The following is a 12,524-nucleotide window of genomic DNA, read 5'->3' on the forward strand; positions in this document are numbered from 1 at the left end:
TCTTCCTTGAAGAAGAAGACAGGGGCTTCGACAGGCTCAGCCCAAACGGATCATGTAACGCGTACCGTCAGTCAACCTTGGGCAAGGTTTCGAACTGATGGAAAGGCGGCGGGCTCGAAAGCGTCCATTCGAGCGTCGTCGCTCCTTCGCCCCACGGGCTGTCCCCGGCCTTGCGGCCAGCCGCCAGCGAGATGATCAAATTCACGAAGAAGAAGATCATGCTGACCGCCATGATGACATAGCCCAGAGACGCGATGTGGTTCCAATAGGCAAAAGCGTCAGGATAATCCGGATAACGGCGCGGCATCCCCTGGAGACCCAGGAAGTGCATCGGGAAGAACAAGACGTTCACGCCGAGGAAGAAGGTCCAGAAATGCAACTGGCCGAGGAACTCGTTGTACATCTTGCCCGACATTTTCGGGAACCAGTAATAGAAACCGGCGAACAGCGAGAAGACGGCACCCAGCGACAGCACATAATGGAAATGCGCCACCACATAATAGGTATCGTGCATGTAATTATCGATGCCGCCATTGGCGAGCAGAACGCCGGTCACGCCACCCACGGTGAACATGAAGATAAAGCCCAGAGACCACATCATCGGCGTCTTGAACGAGAGCGAACCGCCCCACATCGTCGCGATCCAGGAGAAGATCTTGATGCCGGTCGGCACCGCGATCACCATCGTCGCCGCGGTGAAATACATCTTGGTGTTCACGCTCATGCCGGTCGTGAACATGTGGTGCGCCCACACGACGAAGCCGACCACGCCGATCGCGACCATGGCATAGGCCATACCGAGATAGCCAAAGACGGGCTTTTTCGAGAAGGTGGAGATGATCTGGCTGACGATGCCGAAGCCCGGCAGGATCATGATGTAGACTTCGGGGTGGCCGAAGAACCAGAACAGATGCTGGTAGAGCACCGGATCGCCGCCGCCTGCCGCATCGAAGAATGCGGTGCCGAAATTACGATCGGTGAGCAGCATGGTGATGGCGGCTGCGAGCACGGGAAGCGAAAGCAGCAGCAGGAAAGCGGTGACGAGAACCGACCATACGAACAGCGGCATCTTGTGGAGGGTCATCCCCGGCGCGCGCATGTTGAAGATGGTGGTGATGAAGTTGATCGCGCCCAGGATCGAGCTGGCGCCCGCAAGGTGCAGCGACAGGATCGCCATATCCGTGGCCGGCCCGGGGCTGCCGCTGGTGGAAAGCGGCGCGTAGACCGTCCAGCCCGTGCCTGAACCGCTGCCTGAACCGCCCGACACGAAGGCCGAGCCGAGCAGCATGGTGAAGGCGGGGACGAGCAACCAGAAGGAGATGTTGTTCATGCGCGGGAACGCCATATCCGGCGCGCCGATCATGATCGGCACGAACCAGTTGCCGAAACCGCCGATCATGGCGGGCATGACCATGAAGAACACCATGATCAGGCCGTGCGCGGTGATGAGGGCATTCCACAGATGGAGATGGTCCCCACCCTGAAGTTCGGCCCAGCCATGGAGATATTGGATGCCAGGTGCGGCCAGTTCGGCACGCATCAGCCCGGAAATGGCACCGCCGATGATCCCCGCGAAAATCGCGAAGATCAGATAGAGCGTGCCGATATCCTTGTGGTTGGTGGACATGAACCAGCGGGCGAAAAAGCCCGGCTTGTGATCTGCATCGTGATGATGATCGTCATGGCCATGGGCCTGGAATTCGGACGGGGTGGCTGCGATATCTGTCATGATCTCAGTTTCCGGTAGCGGCGGTGGCCGCGTTGGTTGCATTCGCGGCAGGGGCTGCTGCATTGTCGGCGACGGGAGCGGTTGCACCCGTCGCCGCGGGTGCCGCAGGGGCCACCGCTGCAGCGACGGGTTCGCTGCCCGGCATCTTGCCGCCCTTGAACTTCACCCATTCCGCAAAGCGCGCGGGGCTCACCGCTTCGACGACGATCGGCATATAAGCGTGCTTGTCGCCGCAAAGCTCCGAACATTGCCCGAAATACACGCCGGGCTTCTCGATGGTGAAGCTGGTTTCGTTGGTGCGGCCGGGGACGGCGTCCATCTTGATCCAGAATGCGGGCATCGCCCAGCTATGGATCACGTCCGACGCGGTGGTCAGCAGCTTGATGGGCACGCCGACGGGCAGGATGATGCGGTTATCGGCCGCCAGGAGACGGGGGCCGTCCGCATCGGTGCGGAATGCGGTGCCGGGAGCGGCTTCGTCCTTTTCAGGCAGCATGTTGGCCGTGAACTCGATCCCGTGATCGGGATATTCATACGACCAGTTCCACTGATTGCCCGTGGCTTTCAGCGTGATCGCCTCCTTGGGAGCGGGCTTATATTGTTTCGCGAGCAGGCTGATCGAGGGAATGGCGATGCCCACCAGGATGAGAACGGGCAGAAGCGTCCAGATCACCTCGATCGCGGTGTTGTGCGAGGTCTTGGATGCGATCGGGTTCGCCTTGGCGCGATAGCGCGCCGCGATCCAGAACAGCAGACCGAGCACGAGCAGCGAGATGATGACCATCACGGGCATCAGGATGATATCGTGCATCCACAGCGCTTCTTCGCCCAACTTGGTCACCTGCGGCTGAATGCCGATGGCGCCGTTCACGGGCTGGCCGATCCCGGCGACGGGGGGCGTCACGGGCCATACCGGCGCAGCGGCATTGGCCACGGCGTCAGCGGGGGCCGCAGCGTTTGCCGCTACGGCAGCGGGGGCCGTGGCCCCCGGAGTGGCCATCGCCGCAGATGGCGCGAGCATCAGGCCGAATGCCAGAATCGCGGTTTTCAGGATGTTCATAAGCGTCTCGATTTCACCCTTCGTAAAGCTCCGGTCCCGCTCTGATTCCCGCAGGCGCGCCGGTCATTTTGGGCGGCTTATAGGCACGGTTTCTCGCGGTCTCAAGCGGAAGTGACGATTATTTGAGACCATTGTCCCCGCGCGACGAAAAGCTATAAGGCGCGTCGCTCACACAGGCGGAGGAAAAGTGGTGACGGACGAGGAGATACTGGCGGAATTCCGGGCGGCGGATGCGCTTCTGGAGGGCCATTTCATCCTGTCTTCGGGCTTGCGAAGCCCGCGCTATCTGCAATGCGCGCGGGTGCTGATGGATCCGATGCGTGGTGCAAGGCTTGCGTCGGCGCTGGCTGCGCGCATTCCGCGCGATATTCGTTCCGCGATTAATATCGTGGTTTCGCCTGCAATGGGCGGCGTGATCATCGGGCATGAGATGGGGCGGGCGCTGGGCGTGGAGGCGGTCTTTCTGGAGCGTCCCGAGGGCGTTTTCGAATTGCGCCGGGGCTTTGCGCTCAAGCCGGGTCAGAAAGTGCTGATGATGGAGGATGTGGTCACCACCGGGCTTTCGTCACGCGAAGCGATGAAATCGATCGCGGCCGCAGGGGGCGAGGTTATTGCCGCCGGCGCGCTGGTGGATCGTTCGAATGGGGCGGCGACGTTCGATGTGCCGTTCTTCCCGCTCATCGAGCTGGCGGTGCCCACCTATGATCCCGATTCGCTCCCGCCCGAGCTTGCCGCGATTCCCGCGGTGAAGCCGGGGAGCCGCAAGGGCGCGGCATGACGCGGCACCGTGCGGATGAGCGCCGGCTCCGCCTCGGGGTCAATATCGATCACGTCGCCACCGTGCGCAACGCGCGGGGCGCGGGCTATCCCGATCCCGTGCGGGCAGCGCTCGTGGCTGCCAAAGCCGGGGCCGACGGCATCACCGCCCATCTGCGCGAAGACCGGCGACATATCACCGATGATGATATCGCCCGGCTTGCGGCGGCCCTGACCATTCCGTTGAACTTCGAAATGGCGGCGACCGACGAGATGCTGGGCATTGCGCTCCGCCATCGGCCGCACGCCGCGTGCATCGTGCCGGAGAAACGTGAAGAGCGGACCACCGAGGGCGGTCTCGATGCGGCGGGGCATTACGATCATCTCGCGCCGCTCGTGCGCCGATTGGCGGCCGCGGATATCCGTGTTTCCCTGTTCATCGAGCCCGATGCGCGCCAGATCGAGGCCGCGCTCCGGCTGGGCGCGCCTGTCGTCGAACTGCACACCGGCCTTTATGCCGAACTCGAAGGGGAGGCGCAGGTGGCCGAACTGCGCCGACTGTCCGATACCGCCGCGCTGGCCGCGAAGAATGGAATCGAGGTGCACGCCGGGCACGGCCTTACCTATGATAATGTCACCCCGATCGCCGCCATCCCCCAGGTGGCGGAGTTGAATATCGGGCATTTCCTCATTGGCGAGGCGATCTTCACGGGCCTCGAGGCCAGCGTGAGCCGGATGCGCGAGTTGATGGACCTGGCCCGATGATCGTCGGCCTGGGCTCCGATCTCTGCAATATCGAGCGGATCCAGGCCTCGCTTGAGCGGTTTGGCGATCGTTTCGAACAGCGCGTCTTTACCGAGACCGAGCGGAAAAAGGCGGCACGCCGGCCTTTCACCAAAGCGGGGACGCTCGCCAAGCGATTCGCGGCGAAGGAGGCCTTTTCCAAGGCGGTGGGGACGGGTTTCAAGGCGGGCGTGTTTATGAAGGACATCGGCGTGGTCAATGCGCCCAGCGGCGCGCCGACGCTGGCGCTGGCGGGCGGCGCGAAAGCGAGGCTTGACGCAATGACCCCGGCGGGCCACGCCATGCGTGTGCATCTGACGCTGACCGACGATCATCCATGGGCCCAGGCGTTCGTCATCCTGGAAGCTATACCCCTTGAGGAGCCCCGCATTTGAGCGATTCCCTGAACGAGGCCACGCCAGCCGACGCGGAGCCGGTGACGGTCGATTCGAAAAAGGCGGGGCAGACCGACTGGTGGGGCGAGGTCCGCGGCATATTCTGGCTGATTCTGGCTGTGCTCGGATTTCACAGCTTCATCGCCAAGCCTTTTTACATCCCCAGCGAATCGATGATGCCCGGCCTTTTGACGGGGGATCGGCTGGTCGTTTCCAAATATCCCTATGGCTGGTCATGGGTCTCCCCCAGCTTTCATATCCTGCCCTTCATCCAGGGGCGCGCGCTGGGCCATCTGCCCGAACGCGGCGATGTCGTCATCGCGGTGCCGCCGGGCGAACGCGAGGATTATATCAAGCGCGCAATCGGCCTTCCGGGCGATCGGCTGGAAGTGCGTGGCGGAATCGTGATCCTCAACAATGTGCCGGTAAAGCGCAGCGCGGGTTTTGCCGTGCGGATCCCGGTAGACGTCAATTCGCCTTGCAATGATTATCCCGGCGCGCTCCGCAGCGGGCCGGACGGCAAGGACTATTGCGAATTGCCGGCTTACCGCGAAACCCTGCCCAATGGCCGCAGCTACACCGTGCTCGACACTGGCTGGTCCAGCGGAGACGATTATGCCGCGATCACGGTGCCGGAAAACACCGTATTCCTGATGGGCGACAATCGCGATCATTCGGCGGACAGCCGCTATTCCCTGGAAAGCCAGGGGCTGGGCGGCCCGGTGCCGTGGGAGAATATCGGTGGGCGCGCCGAATTCATCACCTTCTCGCTGGATGGCACGGCCAATTGGTGGAATCCGATTAGCTGGTTCACCGCGATGCGCAGCGGACGCGCCTGGACCAGCCTTCACCCCGATCGTACAACCGCCGGAGATCAATGATCATGGCCGTCCGCGCGCCGAAGCATGTTCAGGAGCCTGGCCCCAGCGAGGTGCGCGATCCGGAGATGCGGCTGGAAATCAAGCGCGCGTTCGTCTGGCTGAGCATGGCGAGTGCGCTGGCGCTGGTGGTATTGCTGATCCAGCCGCTGTTGCTGATTCTGGGCGGCGTGATCTTTGCGGTGATGCTGGATGGCGGCGCAAGGCTTTTGGGACGCGCACTCCCGATCGGGCGCGGATGGCGTTTGCTGATCGTGGTGATCGGCACGATCGCCTTCATCGTCGGCACATTCTACATGACGGGTGTCGAAATCGCCCAGCAGGCCAGCGAATTGCGCGCCACGATGGAAGCGCAGGGCAATCGGCTGCTCGAATATCTGACCGACAGCGGACTCATGCCCGGCCGGGAAGACATGACCAGCATGGCGCGTGAGGCGGTGGGCAGCATCGGGCGGCTGACATCCTTCCTCGGCACCGCCTTTGGCGCAATCACCAGCCTGTTCATGATCATGGTGATCGGCCTGTTCCTGGCGATGGAACCGCGAATCTACGAACGCGGGCTGCAATGGATGATGCCGCAGGACAAGCGTGGCGATTTCAAGATCACGTTCGATCGGATGGGTTTCACGATGCGTCGCCTGATGGCCGGGCGCTTGCTGGGCATGTTATTCGAAGGCGTGCTGACCTGGGTGGCGCTCAGCCTGTGCGGCGTCCCAATGGCACTGATCCTGGGGATCATCACCGGCTTGCTGGCCTTCATTCCCAATATCGGCGCGTTCATCAGCGGAGCGTTGATGGTCGCCGTCGGCTTCAGCGCAGGGGTGGATACCGGCTTGCTGGCCATCTTGGTCTATCTCGTGGTGCAGACGTTCGACGGCTATGTGCTGATCCCGATCGTCGCGAAGAAGACGGTGGATATGCCGCCTGCGCTTACCCTGGGCACGCAGATCCTGCTCGGCACATTGTTCGGTATCTACGGGCTGGCGCTCGCCGATCCGATCGTGGCGATGATCAAGGTCGCGCTGGAGCGGCGGGCGGAACAGAATATGCCGGCCAAGAGCGGCGCGAGAAACGCGCCCGGTTAGATCCGAGGGATCAGCCAGATCCGTTCAGGCTGAGGCTATCGAAGTCCTTCCTTCTTCCACATCGGGAAGCAGAAAACCCTTTCGGCAAACCCTGGGTAAACCGGAATGCTTCAAGCGAGGCGCTCGGCCTCTGCGCGGCGCTTACTGCCCCGGCATCCCTTGCGGCATTTCGCCAGGAGGCATGGCACCCGGGGGCATCCCGCCGCCCTGCTGCTGGCGCATCATCTGCTCTTGCATCTGCATCGCCTGTAATTCCGCCTTGGACCGGAAATCAATGAGATCGAGGTCGAACACAAGCACTGAATTGGCCGGAATGCCCGTGGCGGCGTCGCCCTTGGCTTCGGCACCATAGCCGAGCGCGGGCGGGATCCAGATCTGATATTTCGCGCCGGGCGACATCAGCTTGAGCGCTTCCGAAAAGCCAGGGACCACGCCGCTGACTTCCATCGGAACCTGCTGATTCTGATCGAATACGCGGCCGTCGGTCAACGTGCCCTTATAGTTCACCAGAACCACATCGGCATCGGTTGGCTTGCCGCCCTTGCCGGGCGCGATCACCTTATATTGCAGACCCGAAGGCGTGGTGATCACGCCTGTCGCGCTGCCATTTTTCGCGAGAAACCCGTCCGCCGAATTGGCGATCGGCCCGGTCGATGTGCCGGCCCATGCCAGGCCCGCCGCCACGGTGACGGCAAGCGCGCCGCCGATCCATAGTTTCGCAAGGCTGCCCTTTTTGATGGGGCGCAGCGGAACGGCGGTTACCGACATGAGGTCAGCCTTTCGAACGGAAACAGGGGAAACGCGCGAATCGTCTTACTTGACGCCGTCGCGCTCCATGCGCTTGCGCTCCATCTTGCGGGCGCGGCGAATCGCGGCAGCACGCTCGCGCGCACGCTTTTCCGAGGGTTTCTCGTAATGACGGCGCAGCTTCATCTCGCGATAAACGCCTTCGCGCTGCAGCTTCTTCTTGAGCGCGCGCAGCGCCTGATCGACGTTATTGTCGCGAACGAGGATTTGCATAAGGCCGTGTAACTCCAGACAAAAATGGGTTCGCGGCAACTTGCCTTCCGCCAGAAACCCGAACCAATAAATAGGGATCGCCGAAGCCATAGCCCCGTCGGTTGAAGCGCGCCTAACAGCGAAACTACGGGAATTCAAGCCGATTCGGGTTGCAGCGGGGCGCAGGCGCGGCCAAAGATCACGGGGTGTGACAAAGAGCACACTCGGCACTCAACGAACGCGATAGGCCGATTCAGGATGGAATTGGAGATATTGCGTATGGTGGTGCGAGGAATCGCGTGGAAATGGCTATGTGCGGTGCCGTTGATCGGCAGCGTCGCCTCCCCCGGGATGGCGCAGGATTCGATCGCGCCCGTGCCGGTGGCGGTTGCACCGCCCCTGGCCCCTCCCATTGCCATCATTCCCGCTGCGCCTGCCGAGTCGCCGGCAGCCGATACCCTGTCGTCCTTCTTTCGTCCGATCAATCCGCTGCTGGTTATGGATGCCGATTTCCTGCGGCATCGCGATCCGGCGCTGTGGGCGGGGCTTGCGGTGGCCGAGACGCGATTCGTGGAAAATGGCTTTGCCTGGCATTTCTTCCGCATCACCAACAGCGTCAAGCCGGATGGCCCTTTCTGGGCGGTGCCCCATGATGACGAGAATGCCGCCTTTTCGGTCGCGCTCGATGGCGTGCGCACGCATGGGGGCGTTGCGATGATCGTGAGCACCACTGCGGACGAGGAAAGCGCTGCGGCGCGCTATAATCTGGCGCTGGATGGCAGCGGCCGAATCGATCCGAACCGCAATTTCACGGGTGCTTCGCCCCGCTTCATCCATAATTTCCTGTCTGCGCCGGATATCGAAAAGCGGCTTGTGCTTTCGGTGCACACCAATTCGCCGGGTTATAGCTCCGGCGAGAATAATTGCGGACCATCAAGCGACGGGGGGAAGGGCAATATCTCTATCCGGGTGTGTGATCCGGTGATGCAGCCCTATCCATCGTTCGCGCGGGCCTTTCCGTTCAATGACGATGATACGCTGACGATCGTGCCCATTCGTCCGTTTGCGGGCCTCTCCGCCTGTGGCAAGATCCTGCGAGCGGCGGACTATAATGTGGTGGCTGAAAATATCTGGGCGACGGATGGCTCGCTGTCCAACTATCTGATGCTGCGCAATCCGGCGGTCCGTTATGTCACGCTGGAAGCGCCGCATGAGACACCGGGCAATGGCGAGACTCGCGCGCGTTTGAAGGCGATGGCTGAAGGCGTGATCGCGCGCTGTCCCTAGCGTATTTGCATCGGCCCGCCGGCCTATGCGATACTGGCCCGCATCATCGGAACCATACCGAAGGGAGAGCCGCCATGGCGACTGCGATCAGGCGCAATTCACAGGTGGGCGAGGCCGAATGGGCCGCGCGCCAGGAACTGGCAGCCTGTTACCGCGTCTTCGATATGCTCGGCTGGTCCGAGATGATCTACAATCATATCACCGTGAAGGTGCCGGGCGAGGAGGATGCGTTCCTGATCAATCCGTTCGGCCTGCACTTCAGTGAAGTGACGGCCTCCAATCTGGTGAAGATCGATATCGACGGCAACAAACTGGACGACAATCCCTATCCCGTGAACATGGCCGGCTTCGTCCAGCACAGCGTCTTCCACCGCCATCTGCCCGATGCGCATTGCATCATGCACACGCATACGACGGCGGGGATGGCGGTCAGTTCGGTCGAGGGCGGGCTGCGTCCCGCCAATTTCTATGCGTGCAACTTTGCCGGCCAGATCGCCTATCATGATTTCGAGGGCGTCACCGTGCGCAGTGAAGAGGGCGAGCGACTGATCCAGAGCCTGGGCGACAAGCGCGTGATGCTGCTCAAGAATCACGGCATATTGGTGATGGGCAAGACGCTGCCCGAGGCCTTTATCAAGCATTGGGCCTTGCAGCGCGCCTGCGAAATTCAGATCGCCACCGCATCCATGGGGAACATGCTGGAAGTCTCTCCTGCGGTGGTCGCCGTGCACCAGCGCGACCTTTATATGGCGCAGGCGTCAGCCAAGCCGGGCCAAGCCGATTTCGACGCGATGGTGCGCAAGGTGGACAGGATCGATCCGAATTGGCGGGATTAGATCGGACCTCCGATCAGCCGAAGCGATAGCCCGAGACCGTCCAGCCCATCACATGGGCCGTGAAATCGCAGGAAGCCGGATCATCGCCGCCCGCGCCGAGCGCGACCATCAGAGGAATCAGATGCTCCTCGCGCGGATGGGCGAAGCGCGCAAAGGGCATCTCGCTCCACCGGGCGACGCGATCGGCGCGCGCGGCCGGATCGGGATCGGTCACGGCGGCGGTCAGCGCGTCATCCCAGGCATCAGCACGCGCCGTGACATGCGCGCCGCGTTCACGCAGATTGTGGAAGCTCATGCCCGATCCCACGATCAGCACGCCTTCGTCACGCAACGGCGCCAGGGCGCGGCCAGCGGCGATGTGCGCTGTCGGATCGAGATCGGCGCGCATGGAGAGCTGGGCGAGCGGAATGTCCGCGTCGGGCACGCTCACCATCATCGGAATGAACACGCCATGGTCCCAGCCGCGGGCCAGTTCCGCGCCGGTGGGAAAGCCCGCAGCGCTCAGCAGCGTCGCGGCGCGATGCGCCAGTGCAGGCGCGCCCGGCGCATCCCAGCGGAGCTGATAGGTATGGGGCGGAAAATTATGATAGTCGAACAGCAGATCCGGCCGGTTACCCATATGCACGGTGAATTGCGCTTCCTCCCAATGACCGGAAACCAGCAGGATCGCCTTGGGGCGTTCGGGAAGGTCTGCGATCAGCGCCTCCAGATATGATTCCATCGGTCGCCACATGGGATCGGGCCGAGCGCCGGGATTCATGAAGAAGCAGGGTCCGCCGCCATGCGGAATGAACAGGCTGGGAAGTTTCATCCTTGCCATATCGGCCCCGGGCGCGCCCGCATCAATCGCCGCTATTGGAAAAGCATCGTTTCCGGTCCTAGAAGAACCGCATGACCAAGCTCACCGTAAACAACCAGCCCGTTCAATATCGCATGGATCCGGCGACGCCCCTGCTCTGGGCGCTGCGGGACGCCTCCAATCTGACCGGCACGAAATATGGCTGCGGGCGCGGCGATTGCGGGGCGTGTACGGTGGAGATCGATGGTGAGGCGGTGCGCAGTTGCCGGATGACGCTGGCGGAGGCGGAGGGCCGGTTCGTCACCACGATCGAGGCGCTGTCGCGCGATCGTAGTCATCCTGTGCAGCAGGCGTGGGTGGCCGAAGGGGTGCCGCAATGCGGCTTCTGTCAATCGGGAATGATCATGGCGGCGGCGGTGTTGCTCAAGAAGAATCCCAATCCGGCGGATGCTGATATCGACGCGGCCATCACCAATATCTGCCGTTGTGGCACCTATCCCCGGATCCGCGCCGCGATCCGCCATGCCGCGCGCGTCAATGCAGGAGCCGAGCCGATCGCCGCCGCGCCGCCGCCGGGGATCGATCCGGCGGATGCGGCGCGCGCCGTGCCCGCGCTCACCCCGCCACCCGCCAAGCCGGGCTCATAGGTTACCGAATCCTTTCAGCCAGCTTTCACCCCGGTTCAGCAATGCGTCAGCCGCTCGGGCCGATACCGCATGGGTTGGCGGCCGACGGCGTCGCCCCTGGAGTATCTGGGACATGAGAAAGTTTTTGATCCTGACGCTGATGGCGGCCACGGCGGCCACGCCTGCGCTCGCACAGCGGGACCGTGGTGAACGCGGCGAGCGTGCACCCCGCGCCGAATCGCGCGGCGATGGCGGCTATCGCGGCAATCCGGGCGCGGGCGTTCGCGCACCCCGCGCCGAACGCGCGCCGCAGGTCCGCGCGGAGCCGCGTCAGCAGCCGCAAGCTCAATCCGCGCCGCAACGCGGTTTCAGACAGGACCGCCCCACCAATGGCAGCGGCGATCAGGGCTGGCGCGGCAACCGCGGTGGACAGCCGGGGCGCGCGGAGCGTGCCACGCCGTCGGTCCGTCCGCAGGCCACGCCCGACGTGCGGCGTGGCGAGCGCGGCGTTCGGGTCCAGCGCGAAACCGTCGGCACGCCACGCGCAGGCTGGCAGGGCAATCGCCCGGACACACGCCGCGATGATCGGCAGAGCGTCCGCAACGGCGGTCGCGACGATCGCCAGACCTGGCAGGATCGTTCCAATCGTGATCGCGGCGATTATCGCCAGGGCAATCGCAACGGTGCCCGCAACGATCGCGCGGATCGCGGCAATGATCGGCGATGGCAGGGCAGCGCTCGCTGGAATCGCGATTGGCGCAATGACCGTCGCTATGACTGGCGGAGCTATCGCAACCAATATCGCAACATCTACCGCGCGCCGCGCTATTACGGGCCTTCCGGCTGGAATTATGGTTATCAACGCTTCTCGATCGGCCTGTATCTGAATTCGCTGCTGTTCAGCTCGAATTACTGGCTCGACGATCCCTGGCAATATCGCCTCCCGCCCGCCGAATATGGCACGCAATGGGTCCGTTATTATAACGATGTGCTGTTGGTCGACGTCGACTCGGGTGAAGTGGTCGATGTGATTTACGACTTCTTCTACTGATCGCGCTCACGGGAAAAGGGCGTCGTCGCACGAGCGGTGACGCCCTTTTTGCGCACACACGAGAAAGCTGCAAATATCATTTGCAAATCATTCTCAATAGCGTTAGTGAGGATGCAGACCTGAACGGATATTCCCGCCCCACGCCCTCCCTTCACGTGGCACGCGGATGCTGGGCTGGCGCACCGAGTTTGGGTTTTCAAAAAAATGCGCCAGCCCCTTTTCCGTGACGGACATTTCCTT

The 12,524-nt window shown here is 62.7% G+C and carries 14 protein-coding genes; 9 read left to right on the forward strand and 5 right to left on the reverse strand.

All coding sequences use genetic code 11. The features are described 5' to 3' along the window. Positions 1 to 67: 67 nt before the first annotated feature. Positions 68 to 1,729 carry a cytochrome c oxidase subunit I gene (gene ctaD, locus FHS49_RS00915; RefSeq protein ID WP_184014443.1) on the reverse strand — a complete coding sequence of 554 codons (1,662 nt, stop codon included), beginning with the start codon at positions 1,727 to 1,729 and terminating at the stop codon, positions 68 to 70. A 4-nt stretch (positions 1,730 to 1,733) separates the two neighbouring features. After that, on the reverse strand, positions 1,734 to 2,789 hold the full coding sequence (gene coxB, locus FHS49_RS00920) for a cytochrome c oxidase subunit II (RefSeq protein ID WP_184014444.1): 1,056 nt from the start codon (positions 2,787 to 2,789) through the stop codon (positions 1,734 to 1,736). A gap of 190 nt (positions 2,790 to 2,979) precedes the next feature. On the opposite strand from coxB, the gene pyrE reads away from it, so the two are divergent. Genes pyrE through FHS49_RS00945 form a run of 5 tightly spaced genes read left to right on the forward strand, consistent with a single transcriptional unit; the run spans position 2,980 to position 6,686 of the window. After that, a complete protein-coding gene (pyrE, locus tag FHS49_RS00925) occupies positions 2,980 to 3,567 on the forward strand; it encodes an orotate phosphoribosyltransferase (protein ID WP_184014445.1) in 588 nt (195 codons plus the stop codon). Beyond that, positions 3,564 to 4,310: a pyridoxine 5'-phosphate synthase gene (locus FHS49_RS00930; RefSeq protein WP_184014446.1), complete on the forward strand. Its 747-nt coding sequence runs from the start codon at positions 3,564 to 3,566 to the stop codon at positions 4,308 to 4,310. The genes pyrE and FHS49_RS00930 overlap by 4 nt, the downstream gene beginning before the upstream one ends. Then, positions 4,307 to 4,723: a holo-ACP synthase gene (gene acpS / locus FHS49_RS00935; protein WP_184014447.1), complete on the forward strand. Its 417-nt coding sequence runs from the start codon at positions 4,307 to 4,309 to the stop codon at positions 4,721 to 4,723. Before FHS49_RS00930 ends, acpS begins: the two co-directional genes overlap by 4 nt. Then, a complete protein-coding gene (gene lepB / locus FHS49_RS00940) occupies positions 4,720 to 5,604 on the forward strand; it encodes a signal peptidase I (RefSeq protein WP_184014448.1) in 885 nt (294 codons plus the stop codon). Before acpS ends, lepB begins: the two co-directional genes overlap by 4 nt. Then, positions 5,601 to 6,686, forward strand: a complete 1,086-nt coding sequence (locus FHS49_RS00945) for an AI-2E family transporter (protein ID WP_425502652.1) — start codon at positions 5,601 to 5,603, stop codon at positions 6,684 to 6,686. The genes lepB and FHS49_RS00945 overlap by 4 nt, the downstream gene beginning before the upstream one ends. A 141-nt stretch (positions 6,687 to 6,827) precedes the next feature. Here FHS49_RS00945 and FHS49_RS00950 read toward each other — a convergent pair whose 3' ends face one another. Together FHS49_RS00950 and rpsU are read right to left on the reverse strand one after the other, a co-directional pair. Beyond that, entirely contained in the window at positions 6,828 to 7,454 is a 627-nt protein-coding gene (locus FHS49_RS00950) for an FKBP-type peptidyl-prolyl cis-trans isomerase (protein ID WP_184014449.1), read from the reverse strand. A 45-nt stretch (positions 7,455 to 7,499) separates the two neighbouring features. Beyond that, complete coding sequence (gene rpsU / locus FHS49_RS00955) at positions 7,500 to 7,706, reverse strand: 30S ribosomal protein S21 (protein ID WP_184015879.1); 207 nt, start codon at positions 7,704 to 7,706, stop codon at positions 7,500 to 7,502. A gap of 243 nt (positions 7,707 to 7,949) precedes the next feature. On the opposite strand from rpsU, the gene FHS49_RS00960 reads away from it, so the two are divergent. Next, the gene (locus FHS49_RS00960) at positions 7,950 to 8,972 is read left to right on the forward strand and encodes a hypothetical protein (protein ID WP_184014450.1); all 1,023 of its coding nucleotides are present in this window, start codon (positions 7,950 to 7,952) and stop codon (positions 8,970 to 8,972) included. 74 nt (positions 8,973 to 9,046) lie between these two features. Further along, positions 9,047 to 9,808, forward strand: a complete 762-nt coding sequence (locus FHS49_RS00965; RefSeq protein ID WP_184014451.1) for a class II aldolase/adducin family protein — start codon at positions 9,047 to 9,049, stop codon at positions 9,806 to 9,808. A 13-nt stretch (positions 9,809 to 9,821) separates the two neighbouring features. Here the strand turns inward: FHS49_RS00965 and FHS49_RS00970 are convergent, their stop codons facing one another. After that, positions 9,822 to 10,619: a DODA-type extradiol aromatic ring-opening family dioxygenase gene (locus tag FHS49_RS00970; protein WP_184014452.1), complete on the reverse strand. Its 798-nt coding sequence runs from the start codon at positions 10,617 to 10,619 to the stop codon at positions 9,822 to 9,824. Positions 10,620 to 10,699: 80 nt separating this feature from the next. On the opposite strand from FHS49_RS00970, the gene FHS49_RS00975 reads away from it, so the two are divergent. Together FHS49_RS00975 and FHS49_RS00980 are read left to right on the forward strand one after the other, a co-directional pair. Continuing rightward, complete coding sequence (locus tag FHS49_RS00975; RefSeq protein ID WP_184014453.1) at positions 10,700 to 11,254, forward strand: (2Fe-2S)-binding protein; 555 nt, start codon at positions 10,700 to 10,702, stop codon at positions 11,252 to 11,254. A 112-nt stretch (positions 11,255 to 11,366) separates the two neighbouring features. Continuing rightward, positions 11,367 to 12,284, forward strand: a complete 918-nt coding sequence (locus FHS49_RS00980; protein ID WP_184014454.1) for an RcnB family protein — start codon at positions 11,367 to 11,369, stop codon at positions 12,282 to 12,284. Positions 12,285 to 12,524: the final 240 nt, after the last annotated feature.

Origin of the sequence: Sphingobium boeckii, assembly GCF_014199215.1 — a bacterium.
Lineage (GTDB): Bacteria > Pseudomonadota > Alphaproteobacteria > Sphingomonadales > Sphingomonadaceae > Sphingobium_A > Sphingobium_A boeckii.